At 35.7% G+C, this 20,367-nt stretch carries 19 protein-coding genes; 13 read left to right on the top strand and 6 right to left on the bottom strand.

Annotation, left to right across the window (positions count from 1 at the left end; genetic code table 11):
- Window positions 1-2 precede the first annotated feature (2 nt).
- The 13 genes from cybH to HCAN_RS01195 all read left to right on the top strand — a co-directional run bounded on the left by cybH (window position 3) and on the right by HCAN_RS01195 (window position 14,723).
- Window positions 3-668, top strand: a complete 666-nt coding sequence (gene cybH / locus HCAN_RS01255) for a Ni/Fe-hydrogenase, b-type cytochrome subunit (RefSeq protein ID WP_006656717.1) — start codon at window positions 3-5, stop codon at window positions 666-668.
- A complete protein-coding gene (locus tag HCAN_RS01250; RefSeq protein WP_006655927.1) occupies window positions 668-1,204 on the top strand; it encodes a HyaD/HybD family hydrogenase maturation endopeptidase in 537 nt (178 codons plus the stop codon). Before cybH ends, HCAN_RS01250 begins: the two co-directional genes overlap by 1 nt.
- A gap of 1 nt (window position 1,205) precedes the next feature.
- Window positions 1,206-2,876: a hypothetical protein gene (locus tag HCAN_RS01245; RefSeq protein ID WP_006656716.1), complete on the top strand. Its 1,671-nt coding sequence runs from the start codon at window positions 1,206-1,208 to the stop codon at window positions 2,874-2,876.
- Window positions 2,877-3,046: 170 nt separating this feature from the next.
- Window positions 3,047-5,860 (top strand): autotransporter family protein, encoded by a 2,814-nt coding sequence (locus HCAN_RS01240; RefSeq protein ID WP_006656715.1) that lies wholly within the window; start codon window positions 3,047-3,049, stop codon window positions 5,858-5,860.
- Window positions 5,861-6,116: 256 nt separating this feature from the next.
- Window positions 6,117-6,830: a YebC/PmpR family DNA-binding transcriptional regulator gene (locus HCAN_RS01235; protein ID WP_006655930.1), complete on the top strand. Its 714-nt coding sequence runs from the start codon at window positions 6,117-6,119 to the stop codon at window positions 6,828-6,830.
- 94 nt (window positions 6,831-6,924) lie between these two features.
- On the top strand, window positions 6,925-7,245 hold the full coding sequence (locus HCAN_RS01230) for a thioredoxin family protein (protein ID WP_006656714.1): 321 nt from the start codon (window positions 6,925-6,927) through the stop codon (window positions 7,243-7,245).
- Window positions 7,246-7,352: 107 nt separating this feature from the next.
- Window positions 7,353-8,786 carry a M23 family metallopeptidase gene (locus HCAN_RS01225; RefSeq protein WP_006656713.1) on the top strand — a complete coding sequence of 478 codons (1,434 nt, stop codon included), beginning with the start codon at window positions 7,353-7,355 and terminating at the stop codon, window positions 8,784-8,786.
- 8 nt (window positions 8,787-8,794) lie between these two features.
- A complete protein-coding gene (locus HCAN_RS01220) occupies window positions 8,795-9,388 on the top strand; it encodes a septum site-determining protein MinC (RefSeq protein WP_006655933.1) in 594 nt (197 codons plus the stop codon).
- Window positions 9,385-10,272 carry a UDP-3-O-acyl-N-acetylglucosamine deacetylase gene (gene lpxC / locus HCAN_RS01215; protein WP_006655934.1) on the top strand — a complete coding sequence of 296 codons (888 nt, stop codon included), beginning with the start codon at window positions 9,385-9,387 and terminating at the stop codon, window positions 10,270-10,272. The genes HCAN_RS01220 and lpxC overlap by 4 nt, the downstream gene beginning before the upstream one ends.
- 1 nt (window position 10,273) lies before the next feature.
- The gene (locus HCAN_RS01210; protein WP_006656712.1) at window positions 10,274-10,729 is read left to right on the top strand and encodes a hypothetical protein; all 456 of its coding nucleotides are present in this window, start codon (window positions 10,274-10,276) and stop codon (window positions 10,727-10,729) included.
- 1 nt (window position 10,730) lies between these two features.
- The gene (locus tag HCAN_RS01205; protein ID WP_006655936.1) at window positions 10,731-11,594 is read left to right on the top strand and encodes a cation diffusion facilitator family transporter; all 864 of its coding nucleotides are present in this window, start codon (window positions 10,731-10,733) and stop codon (window positions 11,592-11,594) included.
- Window positions 11,594-13,324, top strand: coding sequence for an ATP-binding protein (locus HCAN_RS01200; RefSeq protein ID WP_006655937.1), 1,731 nt, complete (start codon window positions 11,594-11,596; stop codon window positions 13,322-13,324). The genes HCAN_RS01205 and HCAN_RS01200 overlap by 1 nt, the downstream gene beginning before the upstream one ends.
- 58 nt (window positions 13,325-13,382) lie before the next feature.
- Window positions 13,383-14,723, top strand: coding sequence for a sodium-dependent transporter (locus tag HCAN_RS01195; RefSeq protein WP_006655938.1), 1,341 nt, complete (start codon window positions 13,383-13,385; stop codon window positions 14,721-14,723).
- Between the two features lies 1 nt (window position 14,724).
- Here the strand turns inward: HCAN_RS01195 and HCAN_RS01190 are convergent, their stop codons facing one another.
- The 6 genes from HCAN_RS01190 to fusA all read right to left on the bottom strand — a co-directional run bounded on the left by HCAN_RS01190 (window position 14,725) and on the right by fusA (window position 20,328).
- Window positions 14,725-15,051: a hypothetical protein gene (locus HCAN_RS01190; protein ID WP_006655939.1), complete on the bottom strand. Its 327-nt coding sequence runs from the start codon at window positions 15,049-15,051 to the stop codon at window positions 14,725-14,727.
- 44 nt (window positions 15,052-15,095) lie between these two features.
- Window positions 15,096-15,311, bottom strand: coding sequence for a putative Se/S carrier protein (locus HCAN_RS01185; RefSeq protein ID WP_006655940.1), 216 nt, complete (start codon window positions 15,309-15,311; stop codon window positions 15,096-15,098).
- Between the two features lie 11 nt (window positions 15,312-15,322).
- On the bottom strand, window positions 15,323-16,522 hold the full coding sequence (locus tag HCAN_RS01180) for an aminotransferase class V-fold PLP-dependent enzyme (RefSeq protein WP_006656711.1): 1,200 nt from the start codon (window positions 16,520-16,522) through the stop codon (window positions 15,323-15,325).
- The gene (locus tag HCAN_RS01175; RefSeq protein WP_006655942.1) at window positions 16,497-16,715 is read right to left on the bottom strand and encodes a sulfurtransferase TusA family protein; all 219 of its coding nucleotides are present in this window, start codon (window positions 16,713-16,715) and stop codon (window positions 16,497-16,499) included. The genes HCAN_RS01180 and HCAN_RS01175 overlap by 26 nt, the downstream gene beginning before the upstream one ends.
- Before the next feature lies 1 nt (window position 16,716).
- Window positions 16,717-17,775, bottom strand: a complete 1,059-nt coding sequence (gene yedE / locus HCAN_RS01170; protein WP_006656710.1) for a YedE family putative selenium transporter — start codon at window positions 17,773-17,775, stop codon at window positions 16,717-16,719.
- 471 nt (window positions 17,776-18,246) lie between these two features.
- Window positions 18,247-20,328 (bottom strand): elongation factor G, encoded by a 2,082-nt coding sequence (gene fusA, locus HCAN_RS01165; RefSeq protein WP_006656709.1) that lies wholly within the window; start codon window positions 20,326-20,328, stop codon window positions 18,247-18,249.
- Between the last annotated feature and the right edge of the window lie 39 nt (window positions 20,329-20,367).

Here is a 20,367-nt window from a genome sequence, read left to right as displayed (position 1 = left end):
CTATGGAAACAAAATACAAACCCGTCTTTGAGTTTTCAAAATTAACAAGGATATTCCATTGGATTAGAGCCATTACGATTTTTGCACTGATTGCAACTGGATTCTACCTTGCCTACCCTTTTTTGAGTGCTAATCCAAATTACAATGTTTATTCTCTATCAAGAATTTGGCATGTATCCATTGGATTTTTGCTCATCGCAGTTTCAATTTTTAGAATCTACCTTTTTATTTGCACGAAAGAATGCCAAGTAGAACGCCGATCATTCTTAGATTTTATTAATCCTATTGTATGGTTTCAGATTCTAAGAACTTACCTTTTGCTTGGAGGACATCCACACAATAAAGGCGCTTACAATCCCTTACAGCTTGTAACTTATATTGGTGTAATGCTTCTTATTGTTCTTATCTCGCTTACAGGGCTTATTCTCTATACACATGTTTATCACGAAGGACTTGGGGGATTCCTTATGCCAATTATGAAACCCCTAGAAGTGCTTTGTGGTGGGATTGCAAATGTTCGCTTATTTCACCATATCTTGACTTGGGCATTTATCATCTTTATCCCTATTCATATTTATATGGCTAGTTGGAATGCTATAAAATTCCCTGGATCTGGAATCGACACAATCGTAAGCGGATTAAAATTTGAAAAAGATGAACAATCTTAATGAAGATTCTTATCTTAGGCATTGGAAATATTCTTTTTGGCGATGAGGGGATTGGAGTGCATCTCTCCAATTTTCTCAAAGTCAATTACACTTTTAGCGGCGAACATTCGCTTGATATTGTTGATGGTGGGACAATGGCACAACACCTAATCCCTATTATCACCCAATATGATCGCGTTTTGATTCTTGATTGCATTGATGCAGATGATGCCAAAATCGGAGATGTGTATTTTTTTGACTTCAGTGCTATTCCAAATAATATTACTTGGGCAGGTAGTGCGCACGAAGTAGAAATGCTACAAACCCTAAAGATGATTGAAATGTTAGGCGACTTGCCACCCACCAAAATCTTAGGTGTGAAGCCTGTCATTATCGGAAGCGATCCAACATTTGAATTATCTCCTGAGATCTTAAAAGCTGCAAAAATTATGGAAGCACAAGCCATTAAATACCTCCAAGAACTAGGGATTAAAGCAGACAAAAAAGATCAAAAAGATTTACAAAAAATCGCCAATCTCTCTTACAAAGGTTTTTAATTTGCTACTTGCACTTGACTTTTTGCTTATCCAAGATTTACAAAACGCACCCAAAATCAAAAACTTTCTTTGCAAAACACTCACTCAAACCGCTCATACTTTTGAGCTTGAAACACAAATTCTCCAAACTAATACAAGCTTCACCCTAGAAGCCAAAGGCGAAGAGCAAAACCTACTAGATTTTACAAACGCTCTGTCTAAAAATCTCCCACTCTCTTTGCAATGGACTTTTAAAGAGCTAAGAATCCTAGAATCACTCTCCCCTACCCACTCTCTCCCAAACCCACAAGAATCTTCAAACCTACTCACCCCCCTTGAACTAGAAAAAATTAGCCAAAAAGATTCAAGCGCTTTTTGCGACCTATGGGGAAGCTTCATCGACTTCACACCCCAAAAAATCACTTTTTTAAAAGACAATCAAAAGCTCCCCCTAAACAGCAAAAAAGAACTCCAAGAAGCACTCCAATATCTAAGCACACTTCTCAAAAATCAGCAAAGCATTTTTCTAAAAACCCCCCTAGGCAAAAAAGAAATTATTCTCTTTGATGAAAACAATCCACCAAAAATTCAATCCCCCTATATTTTTATGCCATTTTGCCTAAACAATGCCCAATCTCTTTTTAGAATTAGCGCTGAAGAATGTCAAGCATTAGCCACATTAGAAAAGCCCCTCATCACACTCAAGCCCAAATCCATTCTAAAAGCACTTTTTCCAACGCACGAAGTGCCTTGCATTCTCCCCTTTGATCCTATTTTGCTACTACTAAGCAAATTCTTGGAATCCCACAGCGGCTTTTATCTCCTAGAACCTACAAAAAAGCTAAATAACGGAATCTGCCAATTTTTCAAAACCGATGACACTCCCTTAGAAATTAGCGTTGGCAAAAACTCTCTCATCTTAAAACATCACTTTGAAACCACTCCCGCCACAGCCACTTATCCAGAGCTTCTAGCCTTTAAAAATACAATAAAATCCCAAAACCTAACCCAAACAAACGCACTCTACCTAGGCAACCACCCCACGCATTTTATGCTCTATTTTAACCAAAGCTTTAAAACCCCTATAGAATTCATTTTCCAAAGCAATCTAACCCAAATCCTAGAGATTCTAAAAGTCCAAAACACCACCACCAAGTCTCTACTAAAAAACTTCACCAAAAGCAACGAATCCCTTATCGAACAACTACAATCTTTTCCTACTCACGATAGATTTTCAAGCAATCTTTTAGACTTATTAGGCTTATGCGGAATCTTACTTGATTTGCACGCACCATTTCCCCTTACACTAGACTTTGATTCAAATCTCAAAGCCGCCACAAAAGCAGTCTTACAAAAAGCAGGGGAGTTTGTCGGCGCTAAAGGACCGCGAATCGACTTTAGATTAGAAAAAGACAAAGAAGGCAAAATCTACCTTGACACTCTACGCACCTTGCGATCGGTAATGAGCTTCAAACTTGCAGGAGTAGAGAGTGAATTGCTTTGCTTTGGCATTTTAGATTCGATGGCAGAATTCTTTGCCAACCTAAGTCGCGATATGGAGGAAAACTATAGCACAAAAGGCATCATCATCTGCGGAGAAATGTTTTTAAACAAACAATTCCTAGATCAATTCATCCACTATCTCCCAAAAGATTCTGAAGTGCTTGGCTGTGAAATAATGGACTTCATCTAAGCCCACGCATTCCAAAGCTACCATTTAACTTCCTACCTTACTCCAAGCACTTCAAATCCACTCAAAAAATAATTTAAATCATAAAACATAAATATTTTTTAATTTAAGCAAAAAATAAGGGGGGGGGGGGGGCATAATAATATCTCATTTTATTATTTTAAGGAGAATGAATGAAAATTTCAATCGCAGCAAGTCGAGTTTTGACAAGCTTAGGTGTAGTCGCTGCTTTATCAAGCAGTGCTATAGCAGCCGCAGATACTGCTGGTAACACAGACTTTACTACAAAGTTTAAAGAAAATACAACAGGAAATTGGGAATACAAAAACACAGCTAATGATTTAACTCTTAATGTTGATCCAACATCGGTAACCACAGGCGAAGGGGTAGATATTAAGCCAATAGAACTTAATAATCTCACTATTGATGCCAATTCATTTACTGGAGATACTGCTGTAACGCTAGGTGGAACTAAAAATCAATTCAATCCAACAGATCCACTTGCAAACACTTATTCTTTTAATATCAATACTAAAAATGGTGTTACACAAAATGGTGCAACCAATGTTTATCACAACTCTAGCATCAAAAGCAGTGAAGGAGCAGTAACTTTTGGTGATGCAGTAAGAGTTGATGGTGCAAACCTAGATGTTACAAGTAAAACAGGGACTGCTTTTAATGGTGCGCTTAATGCATTAACTATTAGCAACAAAGGAAATGTAAATGTTACAGGTGATGCTAATCTTGGATCAGGTGCTATAGCAGTAGAATCTGGTAAATTAAATGTTACAGGAAAGCTAACTTCAAATGGTAATGCTTTCACTTTTGGATCATTGAATAATAGCTGGAATAATAACAATCAAGGAATCTACGCAAAAGGAGATGTAACACTTAACAATGGCACATTAAATATCCAAAGCAGTGATTTGCCACTTGGACAACTCAATCTCATCACTTCTGGTGGAAAAATCACCAATACAGGAGCTACATTAGGCAGTGTTAGTTTTGCACAAGATGTTTCTGAATATCTAAGCAACCAAAGCCTTCTAACTCCATACCTTAATACTGGAGATTATGACTTCGCTATTGATGCCAATGCCGTTGGAAGTCATTATAAAGATTACATTGCTTATGATGTTAAACTTTCTACAGACAACAAAACCCTTTATGTAGATGGGCAATTAAAAGATACTTTCAAAAATATTTTCAATGAAAAACAAACTTTTGCTAGTCTTCAAGGTTTTGCAAACAAACTTGTAGCTACAGAGCAAACAAATATTGATAGTGCACTTAAAATATTAACTGATACTACAACAACTCCTGGACAAGATATTGGTGTAAAAGGACAAGTTACTACTCAAATTACAACATTCACACAAAACAAAACTGCTACTGAGAGTGCAATCAAAACAGCAGAAGAACAAGTAAAAACACTTAACGATCAACTCGCAGCAGAAACAGATGTGACAAAAAAAGAACAATTACAACAACAAATTGATGCTTTAGACACTCAAATTACTGCATCCAAAGAAACACTTAACCAAATCACAAGCGATCTTAACGCAGCTAATGCTGAACTTAAAGCTATTGAAGCCGCCATTAAAGATTTAACAGCTAGAAACAATGCATTTGCAACCCTTCAAACTGAAATTCAAAATTTACAAGATGGAACTACTGATGCTGAAAAATCACAAAAACTTAATGAGCTTAAAAACCTTATGTTAGAAGCTCTTGCACCTAGCATTAATACAGGGGATTATTCATTAGCTAACAGCATTCTAGAAGCAGTAAAAACTCGCACAGATTATACTCTATTAGGTGGAATTGTGCTTGGTGGTATGAATGATACACTCACCCCAATCGTTTCTGCAGCAAAAGCTTCAGGAAATACAGGTGAATCACTTGGAATCTTATCTAGTATTGCAGGCTCTAACATTCATAATCAACAAGTAATGCAAGTAATTACTAACCAAAGATTCTTTAAAGACACAAGAGATGCTGCTAGAAGTGCTACAAGCTTTGCAGATGCTTCTTCATCAGCAATGACTGCGGTTAATGTTTCTAATGATATGGCAATTGGTTCTAGAATCGCAAGAGCTAACAATCCTTTCCAATCACTTTCTAAAGAAAGATTTGCTTCTATCCAAAGCGATGCACCTTATAAATACTATGAAACTTACAATGCAGCAGTATGGGCAAATGCTTTTGGTGGTGCTAATATCATTGATGGAGAATCAGGTGGCGTATATGGAATTAGCGTAGGTGCTGATAAAAATATCACTGATGATATTTTAGTGGGTGTTTATTTCACTTATGCAAATGCAGAATTACAAGACAAACTCTTAAAACAAGATTCTGATAACTTCCAATTGGGTATTTACTCTCAAATTAAAATTGCTCCAACTTGGGAATTAAACTTAAAAGCTTATGGACAACTAGGTAAAACTGATCAAGATGTTACAAGCATTGCTGGTATCAACACTTCAGACTTTGATCAAAAATTCTTTGGATTAAGTGCAAATGTAGGTAAAGTATTTGATCTTAGCAATAGCTGGTTCTTAAAACCATTTGCAGGAGCAAATTACTATTATTCTTATACACCTGATTATACAGAGAAAGGAAGTATTTTAGCTCAACATGTTCGATCTAATACTAACAACTCTGTAAGCTTAGAAGTAGGTTTAGAAAGTAGAAAATACTTCAGTGAATCATCTTACTTGTTTATCACTCCAAAAATTGAACAATATGTAATCAATAATGGAGATGATTATGTAGGTAGATTTGCTGGTTCAACTACAAGCTTTAGAATCGCTTCTGCTGAGAAAAAGAAAACTTATGGACAACTTATCGTTGGTGGTAACATCGCTATCAATGATTCTTTATCTTTAAATGCAGGAATTGGTGCTAAACAAATCTTAGCAGGTAAAGTAGATTCTAAAAATGAAACTTATCTCAATGGTAACATTGGAGTAAAATATAGATTCTAATCAACTACCAAGTAAGTTTTAGTTTGGAGATAGCTACTTAAGCTTCTCCAAAAAATCTAAATAGTTTTAAACATATAGTTAATGCAACGCAATAAAAGAAGAATTAAAAAAAACTTCATTCCTTCTATGTAGAATTAATTTAAAATTTCATTTTTATCTCTAGCTTAGGCTAGGGATAACTCCGCTGGTTAATACATAGTTAATCTTAAAAATACTACAATTACAGCTTTAAACGCAAATTACAATCGAGGTTGATATGGGAAGAGCATTTGAATATCGAAGAGCAAGTAAAGAGAAGCGTTGGGATAAAATGTCCAAACTTTTCCCCAAATTAGGCAAAGCAATTAGCATTGCTGTCAAAGAGGGCGGAAGTGGCGATCCTGATATGAACTCCAAACTCCGCACCGCCATTATGGCAGCAAAAGCCCAAAATATGCCAAAAGACAACATTGAAGCAGCTATCAAAAGAGCCTTGGGCAAAGATGGGATTCAAATCACTGAAGTGAATTATGAAATCAAAGCACCACATGGTGCGTTATTTTTTGTTGAATGTGCCACAGACAACACCACGCGCACGGTGGCAAATCTCAAAAGCTATGTCAATAAACTAGGCGGACAAATGCTAACTAACAATTCACTAGAATTTATGTTTTCACGCAAAGCGCATTTTGAAGTGAATAAAGAAGGCTTAGGGGATTTAGAAGAGCTAGAGCTTAATCTCATTGATGCAGGGCTTGAATCGCTAGAAGTTGAAGAAGATATAGTGCATATTTATGGAGATTACACAAGCTTTGGAAGTCTTGCAAATGCCTTAGAAACAATCAAAGCCGATGTCAAAAAAGCCGCACTAGAAAGGATTGCCAATAATCCTGTAGAATTTAGCGAAGAGGAGCTTGCAGATATAGAAAAGCTACTTGATAGAATCGAAGATGATGATGATGTCCAAGCAGTTTTTACCAATATCGCCTAAAAGTGACAAAATCACTCAATAGATGATAACTTTTGATTTTTTAAGCTAAATTATTTCAAAATTTCTAATGTAAATTTTACTAAAAGGATTTCAAATGATGAATCAATTAACTAAAGAATCTTTTGCTAACGAAACAAAAGAAGGAGTTTGCCTTGTAGCTGTGGGTGCACCTTGGTGTCCTGACTGCAAAAAAATCGAACCTATTATGGGAATGCTTATGCAAGAGTATGTTGGGAAAGTAAAATTCTGTATGGTAATGGCAGATGAACAAGAAGCACTAAAAGATGAGCTTAATGTTCGCCGAATCCCAACTTTGATTTTCTTTAAAAATGGTGTTGAAGTGGGTGAGAGACTAGTTGAGCCAAACTCTAAACCAATGATTGAAGATGCACTTAAAAAAGCCATTGAAGCTTAAATAACCTTGCCTTTAAGGCAGGGTTTATCAAAAAACTCTCATAATTTTAACATAAGCACTTTTTAGCTAGAATCTCCACATTATTAATTTTACTTAAGGCTATAGCAATGCAAAATCCACATTCTAAAGGCGGTTTTATTAAAATTTTAGGTTTGATTCTAATCATTGTATTTGTGGGAGCAGGTATTTTTATGCTTACTTCTGAATCTTTTGAAAAAGAATCTCCACAAATTAGCCTAAGAGATACTCCTGCGTGGAATCTTAAAGATTTTTTCCCAATTCAAATTCAAGATAACGCAGGAATTAGCAAATATAGTGTTACTTTATTACAAAATCAAGAAAAGATTCCGCTCCAAACCAAAATCCTTACTTCTCAAAATTGCCTTAGCCCCGATGCAGAATTAAGCGAATCTCAAGAAATCCCGACCAATCCAAAAATACTCTGTATTGGTATCCAAAAACCAAATAATATTAAAAATTCTACTCCTGAGCTAGAGTTAGAAATCTCTGCTACAGATACAAGCCATTGGAATCTCTTCAATGGAAACACCACAACAAAAACTTTAAAAATCCCTATTGATACCAAGAAACCTCAACTAACCATTCTTTCGCATTCTTACAAAATCACGCAAGGTGGCAGTGCACTTGTCATCTTTCGTGCAACCGATGATAATCTAAAAAACATTCGCATTAGCAATGGCACTTATGATTTCTATCCACAACCTTTCTACAAAGAAGGCTTTTACATTTCGCTGATTGCGTGGAATAAAACTAATCCTAATTTTAGTGCTAAAATCTATGCGAGTGATTTGGCTGGTAATATTAGTATTATGCCTATTAATTTTTATCTTCAAAAAAAGCAATATCGCGATTCAACCATTCCACTTAAAGATTCATTTATTGATGGCAAAATTTCTACTCTTGTGCAAGAAATTGGAGAAAAAAATTTAGAAGATTTCCCCAATAAACTTGCTATTTTTAAATACATTAACGAAGATGTGCGAAAACAAAGTGCTAATCGTGTCTTTGAAGTGGCTTCACAATTTGATAGAGAAACTTTGGTAAAAGACTTCCCTATTCACGCTTTCTCTCCACTTAAAAATGGTGCTGTAATGGCAAATTTTGGAGATCATAGAACTTTTAGCTATCAAGGCGAAAATGTTAGCGAATCAAATCATATGGGACTTGACTTAGCAAGTATTAAACAAGCTCCTGTTTCACTTGGCAATCCAGGAGTTGTTACTCTAAGTGAATTTGTTGGCATTAATGGAAATACCATCATAGTTTATCACGGACTTGGTCTCTCTACACTCTATGCACACCTAACAACACAAAAAGTTAGTGTGGGTGATTCACTTAATACAGGAGATATTATTGCTAATACCGGAAATACAGGCTTAGCTTTGGGAGATCATTTACATTTTAGCGTTTTAGTCCAAGGGCACGAAGTTTGGACAACAGAATGGCTTGATTCTGCTTGGATTAAAACCAATATTGATGAAGTTATCAATGAAGCCAAGCTCATAATGGATAGATTATAGGAAAAATAATGGTAGAAGCACGACAAAGAAGTCTTAGGTCATTTATCTTTGTAACAGGTCAAGAGGAAGAAACCATTGCCTATATCCAAAAACATTTCATCTTAATAAAAGATTTTTTGCTTGTCTTTGCCTATCCTATCACGAACAAACTTTTAGAATTCTTGCAATCACAAGATCTTACTTTTATCGAACAAAAAAATTCTCAAAAAATTCTCTCTAAACTACCTGAAACTCAAAAATCACAAGAAACTTCTATAAAAACAGAATCCACACAAATACTCCCTAAAGACAATCAACCCACAAATCAAACGCTAATTCTCCACAGAACAATCCGTAGTGGAGAAGAAATTATCACAAAAGGCGACATTACTATTTTTGGTCGCGTTAATAGCGGGGCTATGATTCATGCACAAGGTAATGTCCAAATCTTTGGCGAAATTAGCGGCAATGTTTTTTGCAATGGTAATTATATGATTCTAGGTCCTATTAAAGAGGGAAATATTCTTTTTGATGGCGAAATTATAGAAAAAGATAAGCTTTTGCAAAACTATCAAAAAATCTATAAAAAGAATAATGAAATCATTATCGAGGATTTATTATGAGACAACAAACACTCACTAAACCAATCGAATTAGTTGGAATTGGACTACACAAAGGTGTCCCTGTAAAAATGCGTTTAGAACCTTTAGAAGAAAATAGCGGAATCCATTTCTTTAGAAGTGATGTTGGAGTAAATATCCCACTAAAACCAGACAATGTCGTGGATACCACAATGGCAACAGTGATTGCCAAAGAAGGACATAAGGTTTCTACTATCGAACATTTACTCTCTGCAGTCCATGCCTATGGAATCGATAATCTACGAATCGTGCTTGATAATGAAGAAGTGCCTATTATGGATGGGAGCAGCATCGGATATTGTATGCTACTTGAAGAAGCAGGAATCACGCAACAAAATGCACCCAAAAAAATTCTCAAAATCAAATCACCCATTGAAGTCAAAGAGGGAGATAAATTCGTAAGGCTAGAGCCAAGTAAAGAATGTATTTTCGATTTCTCCATTCATTTTCCTCACCCTGTTATTGGCACACAAAATTATAAATTCACTTTTTCTACCCATAATTATAAAGAAGAAATTGCCCGTGCAAGAACTTTTGGGTTTTTAAGTGAAGTCCAATATCTCCGCTCAAAAGGACTTGCATTAGGTGGATCTTTGGATAATGCAATTGTGCTTGATGAAACAACGATTTTAAATAAAGATGGATTGCGCTACAAAGAAGAATTTGTCCGACATAAAATCTTAGATGCTATTGGCGATATGTGCTTACTTGGTATTCCCTTGCTTGGAACTTATGTTTCTTATGCCGGAAGTCACAAGCTCAATCATCTCTTAACTAAAAAAATTTTTGAAGAAAATAGTGCTTATGAGATTATCCAATCATTCCAAGAAAATGATGATTACGCATTAGCCTATCAAAACGCCTAAAATGTATCAAATTTTTATTATTCCCACTAGCCAACCTATTCTTATTGGGATTTATAAGGATTATGAATTAGAATCTAGCCATTCATTGCCCTCACAACTCTCTGAATCGCTTATCCCCTTTTTTGTCAAACTCAAAGCACAAGGAATCGCTGCAAATAATCTCTATTTTGTCCGCGGTCCAGGAAGCTTTATGGCATTAAAACTTATTTATTTATTCGCTAAAACTATGCAAATTACGCACAATTCAAATCTCTTTGCCACTCATGGTTTTTACTTTAATTCCAATTCGCCCATTAAAGCTTATGGAAACTCTTATTTTGTGCTAGAAAATAATGAAATTACACTAAAAACCTACCCTACCCCGCCCAAAATTGCACCCTATACCCTACCCCAAAGACTTAATAAAAGTCTTTTTACAGAAACAATTAACCCACTTTATCTCTTACCGCCGGTGTAAAATGACTATTCAGAAAAAAGCAACTCTCATTTCTAGCCTTGTCGCCTCTCTTTTAATTTGTGTTAAATTTATTATAGGAATCTTAAGTGGTTCAGTGGCTATCTTGGCTTCTGCCATTGATTCTTTATTGGATTTATGCATTTCTCTTTTTAATCTCTATGCTATCACCAAATCCGAACAACCCGCTAATTCATCTTTTAACTATGGCAAAGGAAAGATTGAATCCCTAGCAGCAGTTATTGAGGGCAGCATTATTTCTGCTTCAGGGGCTTTTATCCTCTATGAATCCTTTAAAAAACTTCTCTTTGGTAGTGAGTTAAATTATCTCACTTATTCTGTATGGGTGATGGTATTTTCTATTGTAGTTACGACTTCACTTGTCCTTTATCTTAATTTTGTAGCCAAAAAAAGCAATAATCTTGTTATCAAGGCAGATGCCTTACACTATAAAACCGATATTTTAAGCAATATGGCTGTTCTTATTGCTTTAGTCTTGGTTTATTTTACAGGTTTTAATGAGCTTGATGCACTCTTTGGAATTGGGATTGGAATCTACATTATCTATTCAGCTTGGACTCTCTTAAAAAGCGGTGTTTTAATCCTCTTAGATAGAGCATTAGATGCTAACATTATCCAATCTATCGAAAAAATACTCAATGAAGCACCCATTAATAGTTATCACGATTTAAAGACAAGACAAAGTGGAGAGATTTATTTCCTTGAAGTGCATTTGGTTTTTAATCCCGAAATTTCTCTATTAGAAGCCCACGCCATTGCTGATTCCATAGAAAACAAAATCAAAGCCTTAGAGGGCAATTGGATTGTTATCACTCACTTAGATCCTAATGATGATGAAGGTCACTAATGCAATATTTACTTGATTTTTTACAAACAACTCCTATTACCAAAACAAAAATTTATCCTTTTTTGCGATGTAGTGAGGAAGAAGCACTTATCTTACATTATTTTTGCCGAGAAATTTTAAAAGGCAATGAAGAGATTCTCTGTCTTGATACCATTAATGCTCTTTTTATGCCAACAAACGATGAAACGATTTTAAAATTTCTCCCCTTGTTTAAAAATCTCCTTGATTTGGGCTGGTTAAGTCAGAATCTTTTTTTAAAAAATTTAAATAATGAAGTGCTTTATTTAAAGCTACTTAACTCTCCTTTTTCTTTAAGTAATAATTTTTTAAAACTCATTCAAGAAGGTGGGATCTATCCTAAACTCCCAAAAATCTCTGCCTATTCTGATCATTTAGATTATCTTAAAGATCAATTTTTAGTGATTGACATTCTCTCTAGTTTGCTTCCTTATAAAAAAGACAATCTTTCTTCACCCTTTCTTGCTAAAGGCGAACAAAAAATCAAAGCCTTGCAAGATAGAATCAAACAAAGATTAAATCTCACCAAAGAAAAGCCAAGTTTAGAAAAGCTTTTTGAAGAATATAGCCTTAATGCACAAGAAAAAATTATTTTTCTAGCGCTTTTAAAAGAAGAATATTCAGGTAGAGAATCACAAGCAAGGGAACTCAATACCCTCATTAATCTTGTGAGCTTAAATGATTATGAGAGAATTAAAAATCGTGCCTTATTAGATGACAGAAGCAAACTTGTCCAAAAAGGTTTGGTGGATTATGATGAAATTTTAAGCACTTTTGAAGGAATCAACCGCACTTTTTTTATCCCTGATGAGATTTTAAAAAAAATCACACACCCTAACAATGAAGAAAAAAAACAAAAAATTAGCCTCCAAACTTTAATTGATAATCAAGATATTTTTGAATTTATCCAACCAAAAACTTCCCTCAATAATGTCGTGCTAAACCCACGCACAAAAGAAACTTTAGAGACACTTTTAAAACAAATGGATTCAAAAGTTCTCCAAAATCTTAAAAATTGGGGCATCAAAGATAAAAAACGCGGCATTGATGCAAAAATTATCTTTTATGGAGCTGCTGGGACAGGCAAAACAATGACTGCATTAGCTCTAGCCAAATCCCTTAAAAAAAGCATTTTAAGCTTTGATTGCTCCAAGATTCTCTCTATGTATGTAGGCGAGAGTGAAAAAAATGTCCGAAAAATCTTTGATACTTACAAAGAGCTTTGTAAAGAAAGTAAAGAAAGCCCTATTTTACTCCTTGATGAAGCCGATCAATTCCTTAGTATGCGAAGCACAAGTGCAAGTGGTGCAGACAAAATGCACAACCAAATGCAAAATATTTTTTTAGAACAAATTGAAAAATTCGATGGAATCTTAATTGCTACAACCAATCTTTTAGAAACTATTGACACAGCATTTTCAAGACGCTTTAATTATAAAATTGAATTTAAAAAACCTAATTTAGAAGAAAGGCTTCTATTGTGGGAAAAACTCTTGCCCAAAAACGCCCCTTATGAAAAGGCATTTAACCTACAATCTCTCGCGGAATTTTCTCTTACTGGAGGACAAATTTCTCTTGTTATTAAAAACGCTGCTTTTTTAGTTGCCGCACAAAAATCCCCTCTTTTTACCACACAAATTTTCATTGAAGAGATCAAAAGAGAATTAAATTCAAACTTTGATGGACAACGCGAAATGGGATTCCACACTTAAGCTTTGCAATTTCAAAGTTTTTTGTTAAGATATAATTTTTTGTTTATAAGGTAATATAATGAATCGTTTTTCAAAAATCGGCTTTATTTTGGCAACCGCAGGAAGTGCCATTGGATTAGGTGGCATTTGGAAATTTCCTTATATGGCGGGGCAAAATGGTGGCGGTGCCTTTGTGCTAATGTTTATTGTAACATTTTTGGTATTTGGACTGAGTGTTTTTATTGTTGAAATGATCTTAGGTCGAGCAAGTGAGCGCGATTGTTTTAGCACCTTTGAAACTCTCGCACCCAAAGGACACAAATACCTTAAATACGGCGGAATAATGGTCTTTACAGGCTTAGTAATTTTCTCATTTTATGCAGTTGTATTAGGATGGCTTATGCATTATATGGTGCTAAGCCTTATAGGCTTACCCAAAACGCTTGAAGCCACGCAAAACTTTTGGGGAAATTTTATAAGTAATCAAGTGGGCTATCAACTTCTGTGGCATTTTGTTATTATCGCACTTTGTGCTTATGTCTTAAACCAAGGAATAAAAAAGGGTATTGAAAAACTCAATCTCATCCTTATGCCTTTATTGTTAATTATATTTATTGGGCTTTTAGTGTATGCAATATGCCAAGATTCTTTTTGGGCTTCTTTTAGCTTTTTGTTTGCTCCAGATTTTAGCAAACTCACCCCTAAAGTAATCGTTGATGCAATCGGACAAGCATTTTTTGCTCTCTCTTTAGGCGTTGGCGTGATTCTCACTTACTCTAACTCTCTACCTAAAAAAGGTAACTTTATCCGATCTGCTCTCATCATAGCTTTGCTTAATTTTGTTTTTTGCATTGTCGCAGGACTTGTAATCTTTACTTTTATCTTTGGCTATGGAGCAACGCCTGATAGCGGACCTGGATTGGTCTTTATCTCGCTACCACTTATTTTTGCTAATATGGGCTTAAGCGGACAAATTATTGCATTTCTCTTTTTTATTGCTTTAATTTTTGCAGGGATTACTTCAGCTGTCTCTATGCTTGAACCCCTTAATACCTATCTTATCGATCGCTTTTCGTTCTCACGCACTAAAGCAAATCTTACAACTATTGGCATCACCTATTTTCTAGGGGTAATACTGCTATTTAGCAATATCGCAATATATCAAGAGGATTTAAGCTTTTTTGGCAAAAATCTCTTTGGTTGGTTTGATTACATTAGTGCATCTTATATGCTACCTCTAGCAGGAGTATTTTTGTGTATTTTTGTAGGCTGGATACTTCCAAAATCACAAGTCTATGCAATGTGTGAGGGAAATCTCACAGGAAAGATTTTTCAAATATGGTATTTTATTATTAGATACATCGCACCAATTGGTATCATAGTCTCTATGATTACCCTAGCTATTGAAGGTTTAAAATAAATTATTCTGCTTCAAAGATTCCATTTTGGATACTTCTTTGAAGCTCTTGGGCTTTTTTAAGTAATTCTTGCTGATCTTTTTTGGAATCATTTTCTTTTTGCATATCTATTTCTTTTGTTTGCGAATGGGTTGAATTTTTGCTTGGATTTTTATCAATAATCCCCATTTTTACAAAGGTATCTTCATAATTTTTGCCACCCTTTTTTACGCGAATATAAACTTGTCCGCTTGCTTGATCATACAAATAAGTATCATCTAAATCATTAAACATTACCCAAGGTTGTGCTTTTAAACTATAAGCCATAAGAAGAATTAAAAATATTTTCATACTATTCCTTTTGTGCTTGGAATTGTATCCAAAACAAACCCATTTTATAGCAACTTTATTTCATATTCTATCTTAGAAACATCAAGCTTTTCTTGTAAAATTGCAGTGCTTTCTACCTCAAAATAGATTGCAATCCCACAATCACTAGAAAATTCCCTTGGAGTAGGTACAAGTTTAAAATGTATCTTTGTAGTTTTTAGTAACATTTCTGATTCAAATGCACTTGCTGTGGTAAAAAAAATCAAATAACCGCGTAACATTCTAAATACTCTTAACTTTTAGCGATTTTACCAAGAGCTTCAAGGCAAGATTCTATCTCGCTATGTGTATTAAACACCCCAGCACTCACTCTCACACTGCCACCCTGCTCAAAACTCCCTAGTATTTTGTGTGTCGCTGGATTACAATGCAATCCAATACGCACACAAATTCCAAATTCTCTATCAAACCTCAAACCCACTTCTGAAACACTTTTACCCTCAATACTTAATGAAAGTGTTGCATTAGCCCCTAGCTTCCCTAAGCTCTCACTAACCCCATAAAGTTTCACACCCTTTATATTTTTAAGCCCTTCTATAAGGTGATTGCGCAAATTTAACTCGTGTGCGTGGATCTCTGCTACACCTTTAGCATTAATCCATTCTATCCCTGCATACATTCCTGCAATCCCATGCATATTTGGCGTGCCACTCTCAAATCTATCGGGCAAAAATAGCGGCTGAATCTCCTCTTCACTTGCACTTCCGGTACCACCAAAAACAAGTGGTTCTAACCGCTGCATTTCAAAGCTATCATTTACAAGTAATGCTCCTACGCCCATAGGAGATAAAAGCCCTTTGTGCGCACTCAAAGCCAAAAAATCAACCTGCTCCATCACATCAAACATTTCTACACACCCAACACTCTGTGCTCCATCAAGCAAAAATGCTACACCTTCACTTCGTGCTAATGCACTAAGTTCTCTAATGGGTATCATTATACCGCTGACATTATTAATATGCGCACACGCTAAAAGATCAGCACCTTTTAATAATTCTCTAGCTGCTTCTAAATCCAACTCACAAAATGGTGTGCATGGAATCTGTCGTATTTCAAGATTCAAACGCTCTTTTAAAGCATTAAGAGGACGCATTAAAGCATTATGCTCCATTTGTGTAGTTACCACTACACTATTAGGGCGCAAAAACCCTTGCAAGACGACATTAATTGCCATTGTGGTATTGTGAGTAAAAAACACTCTTTTGCAATCTTTTAACCCTAATAAATCTGCTAAAAGTCGCCGTGATTGGTATAAAATTCTTCCTGATTGTATAGAAAGCGTATGGGCACTACGCCCAGGACTAGCCCCTATATCTTCCATAAAAGCACATACAGCTTCCTTGACTCCTGGAGCCTTAGGAAAACTTGTAGCCGCATTGTCTAAATAGATTCTATGATTCACACCCTCATCCAAGCTTTTTGTGTAATTCATAGACAATCTCACCTTGATCTTCAGAGATTTTTTTCACCTCATAACCATAATGACTTGCCATTCGCTGAATATTATCACTCGCAGCACCACAGCTACAAAGCACCTTAATAAATTCTTCACCTTGTTCGCACAAAGGCTTTAAGTTTAGCACAGGCTCTGGACAACTAAGCCCTCTAACATCAAGCTCCTTCATTTTATCTCCTCTCTTTTGCAAAAATCGCAACAAGCAAACAAAATGCAATTCCTACAAAAACCGCAACAGGGGCATTTACTCCAATTCCATTTGCCGAACTTGCAAGACCAAAATTATGTGCAAATGCTGCTCCCATAAGCAATCCAAACACAAACACACCTGCATCACTATCGCCCTCACCACTTAGCACAAGCTGCCTACCTGGACAACCACCTGCCAAACTAAAAGCAAATCCAGAGAGTAACATTCCAAGGAAATTCCACACCCAATCATTATGAGCAATAGGTTGCCCACTAAATCCTGGATTAAAATACCCCAATGCTAAATTAGTTAAAAACGCAGCCACGACAAGTGCAATCACACCCTGTAAGATATGCGTGTCTTTTAATAACACACTATCACGCACTGCAGCAATCATACAAAATCGGCTTTTTTGGAATATTGCACCCAAAAACAATCCGGCTATAAGCGAAATAACAAGTGGTGCGTGTTGTGAACCAGGACCTTTTTGGGAAAATTTCACTGGAGCTTCTGCATCTAACATACCCCAAATTAATAACCCAAAGAGCCCTATCACAAAAAGAGGAAAAATAAAACCTACAATTTTACTAGTAGCATAAGATCGCCCAAGCGAAAAACCCCGCTTAAGAAAAAAAATGCCTATTAATATCCCACACACAAGACCAAAAATACCTGCTATGGCAGTAAAATCCCCTGCACTAAATCTAAGCCACATTCTCCAAGGACAGCCCAAAAACACTAATGCCCCAATCATAGCAAAAACACCAAGCATAAAACGCACCACAGGCGCACTCCCAGCACGCGGACGAAACTCTCCAAATACAAAAGATGCCACAAGAGCACCAATCACAAGTCCAATAATTTCAGGGCGAATATACTGCACAATTGAAGCTTGATGAAGATTTAATCCTCCTGCAATATCACGCGTAAAACACGCTGCACACACACCCATATTGCCCGGATTCCCTAAAGAAACCAAAAGAGGGGCTATCACACCCAATGCTATACCTGCCAAAATAGGCCAAATTGCTAATCGCATACAAACTCCTAAAAACAATAAACTTGACAGCTTTATGAATAATAAAGAAGAGCTGTGTGCTTAATCCTTAAGCCAAAGTAGGGCGTAATCGTAATGTAAAATGACTTAAAAAGATATAAAATAAAAACTGCAAAACTTTACTATTTTCTCTTAAATACTGCTTCTTAAGATAACATCATCTTTTGCAATTCCAATACTCTTATACATTAGATTCTATTTTATAAAAAATATAAACCAAAAGACTTTCATAAATATTTTGAGTAATTCTAAAAAAGTAATACGCTCATTAAGCTATCAAAAGATAAAACCTATTGAATCAAAGATAAAGGCTCTCAAGGTTATTTAAGTTAGCTTATTTTTTATAGTGCTTTAAAAATTTTGGAAAGATTCTAAAAATTTTAATTAAATTAGCAGACTTTTAATTTGAAGAAATTATTGTATATTTTTTTAATTTAGCTAAGCTTTTAAAGCTTAGCCATTTCTTTTTTCCATAATTTCTTTAGAAATATTACTTGGCACTTCACCATAGTGATCAAATTCCATTGTATAAGTTCCACGCCCTTGAGTAGCTGAACGCAAATCTGTAGAATAACCAAACATCTCTGCTAATGGAACAAAAGCATTAACGATTTTCAATCCCATTCTATCATCCATTGAGTTAATTTGACCTCTTCTGCGGTTTAAGTCACCAATAACATCACCCATATATTCTTCAGGCACTTCAACTTCTACTTTCATCATTGGCTCTAATAAAACCGCTCCAGCCTTACGACAAGCATCTTTAAATGCCATAGAACCTGCGATTTTAAACGCCATTTCTGAAGAATCCACATCATGGTAACTACCATCATAAAGAGTAACTTTAAAATCCACCACTGGATAACCTGCTAAAACACCATTTTGCATAGCTTCTTGAATACCTTTATCAACAGCAGGAATATATTCTTTAGGAATCACACCACCTGAAATGTTATTTACAAATTCATAACCTTTGCCTGGCTCTTGTGGTTCTAAACGAATAAAGACATGTCCGTATTGTCCTCTACCACCAGATTGTTTAGCGTATTTGCATTCTTGTTCAACACTTTGGCGGATTGTTTCACGGAATGCAACTTGAGGTTGTCCTACTTCTGCTTCAACTTTAAATTCACGCTTTAATCTATCAACAATAATCTCTAAGTGCAATTCTCCCATACCCGAAATGATAGTTTGCCCTGATTCTTCATCTGTATGCACTCTAAAACTTGGATCTTCTTCTGCAAGTTTTGCTAAGGCTAAAGCCATTTTTTCTTGATCTGCTTTTGTTTTTGGCTCTACTGCGATAGAAATAACTGGATCTGGGAATTCCATTCTCTCTAGAATCACAGGCTCTTTTTCAGAACAAAGTGTATCCCCTGTCAAAGTTTCTTTCAAACCAACAAAGGCACAAATTTCCCCTGCATAGACTTCTTTGATATCTTCACGCTTGTTAGAGTGCATTTTTAACAATCGCCCTACGCGTTCTTTTTTACCTTTTGTAGAGTTAAGCACATAGCTTCCTGATTCTAAACTTCCACGATAAACACGAACGAAAGTTAGTTGTCCCACAAATGGGTCTGTCATAATTTTAAATGCCAATCCTGCAAATTCACCATCATCGGTTGATTTTACGCTCACTTCTTTTTCTTCATCTTTTGCATCAACACCGCGAATATCTGCCACTTCAGTTGGTGCTGGGAGATAATCAATTACAGCATCTAGCAAGGTTTGAACCCCTTTGTTTTTAAAACTAGAACCACATAGCATAGGAATAATTTCCATTGCCAAACAACCTTTTTTAATCGCCGCTTTAATCTCTTCAACGCTTAACTCTTCACCACCAAGGTATTTTTCCATCAAAGCTTCATCTTGTTCAGCGGCAAATTCCACCATTTTTTCACGATATTCATTAGCTTTCTCTACTAAATCTGCAGGAATTTCTTCAATATCATATTTCGCACCCATTGATTCATCATTCCACACAATCGCTTTCATTTGGATAAGATCAACGACCCCTTTAAAAGTATCTTCTGCACCAATTGGAATCACAAGTGGAACTGGACGAGCTTTAAGTCTTGTTGCAATTTGTGATTCTACATTATAGAAGTTTGCACCAATTCTGTCCATTTTATTAACAAAAACAATTCTTGGGACACCATACTTGTTGGCTTGTCTCCATACAGTCTCACTTTGTGGTTGCACACCACCCACTGAACAAAACACTGCCACAGCACCATCTAATACACGCATTGATCTTTCTACTTCAATAGTAAAATCCACATGTCCGGGAGTGTCAATTAGGTTAATTTGGTGATCTTTCCAAAAACAAGTTGTCGCAGCAGAAGTAATTGTAATACCTCTTTCTTTCTCTTGTTCCATCCAATCCATTGTAGCAGCACCATCATGCACCTCACCAATCTTGTGGCTAACTCCAGTATAAAACAAAATTCTCTCTGAAGTTGTTGTTTTACCTGCATCAATGTGAGCTGCAATACCAATGTTTCTAATTCTATTTAATGGGGTTTTTCTTGCCATTTTATAATCCTTTGGGATAACATATTTTTATAAAGAAAT

It is taken from the genome of Helicobacter canadensis MIT 98-5491 (assembly GCF_000162575.1).
GTDB classification, from domain to species: domain Bacteria; phylum Campylobacterota; class Campylobacteria; order Campylobacterales; family Helicobacteraceae; genus Helicobacter_D; species Helicobacter_D canadensis.
This window is presented reverse-complemented; position numbering and strand designations above follow the sequence as displayed.

Coding starts and splice junctions, on each gene's coding strand:
- HCAN_RS01225 (WP_006656713.1), top strand. CDS start 7,353: ATGCAAAATCCACATTCTAAAGGCGGTTTTATTAAAATTTTAGGTTTG.
- HCAN_RS01235 (WP_006655930.1), top strand. CDS start 6,117: ATGGGAAGAGCATTTGAATATCGAAGAGCAAGTAAAGAGAAGCGTTGG.
- yedE (WP_006656710.1), bottom strand. CDS start 17,775: ATGCGATTAGCAATTTGGCCTATTTTGGCAGGTATAGCATTGGGTGTG.
- HCAN_RS01190 (WP_006655939.1), bottom strand. CDS start 15,051: ATGAAAATATTTTTAATTCTTCTTATGGCTTATAGTTTAAAAGCACAA.
- HCAN_RS01175 (WP_006655942.1), bottom strand. CDS start 16,715: ATGAAGGAGCTTGATGTTAGAGGGCTTAGTTGTCCAGAGCCTGTGCTA.
- HCAN_RS01220 (WP_006655933.1), top strand. CDS start 8,795: ATGGTAGAAGCACGACAAAGAAGTCTTAGGTCATTTATCTTTGTAACA.
- cybH (WP_006656717.1), top strand. CDS start 3: ATGGAAACAAAATACAAACCCGTCTTTGAGTTTTCAAAATTAACAAGG.
- fusA (WP_006656709.1), bottom strand. CDS start 20,328: ATGGCAAGAAAAACCCCATTAAATAGAATTAGAAACATTGGTATTGCA.
- HCAN_RS01205 (WP_006655936.1), top strand. CDS start 10,731: ATGACTATTCAGAAAAAAGCAACTCTCATTTCTAGCCTTGTCGCCTCT.
- HCAN_RS01230 (WP_006656714.1), top strand. CDS start 6,925: ATGATGAATCAATTAACTAAAGAATCTTTTGCTAACGAAACAAAAGAA.
- HCAN_RS01240 (WP_006656715.1), top strand. CDS start 3,047: ATGAAAATTTCAATCGCAGCAAGTCGAGTTTTGACAAGCTTAGGTGTA.
- HCAN_RS01210 (WP_006656712.1), top strand. CDS start 10,274: ATGTATCAAATTTTTATTATTCCCACTAGCCAACCTATTCTTATTGGG.
- HCAN_RS01200 (WP_006655937.1), top strand. CDS start 11,594: ATGCAATATTTACTTGATTTTTTACAAACAACTCCTATTACCAAAACA.
- lpxC (WP_006655934.1), top strand. CDS start 9,385: ATGAGACAACAAACACTCACTAAACCAATCGAATTAGTTGGAATTGGA.
- HCAN_RS01180 (WP_006656711.1), bottom strand. CDS start 16,522: ATGAATTACACAAAAAGCTTGGATGAGGGTGTGAATCATAGAATCTAT.
- HCAN_RS01250 (WP_006655927.1), top strand. CDS start 668: ATGAAGATTCTTATCTTAGGCATTGGAAATATTCTTTTTGGCGATGAG.
- HCAN_RS01185 (WP_006655940.1), bottom strand. CDS start 15,311: ATGTTACGCGGTTATTTGATTTTTTTTACCACAGCAAGTGCATTTGAA.
- HCAN_RS01195 (WP_006655938.1), top strand. CDS start 13,383: ATGAATCGTTTTTCAAAAATCGGCTTTATTTTGGCAACCGCAGGAAGT.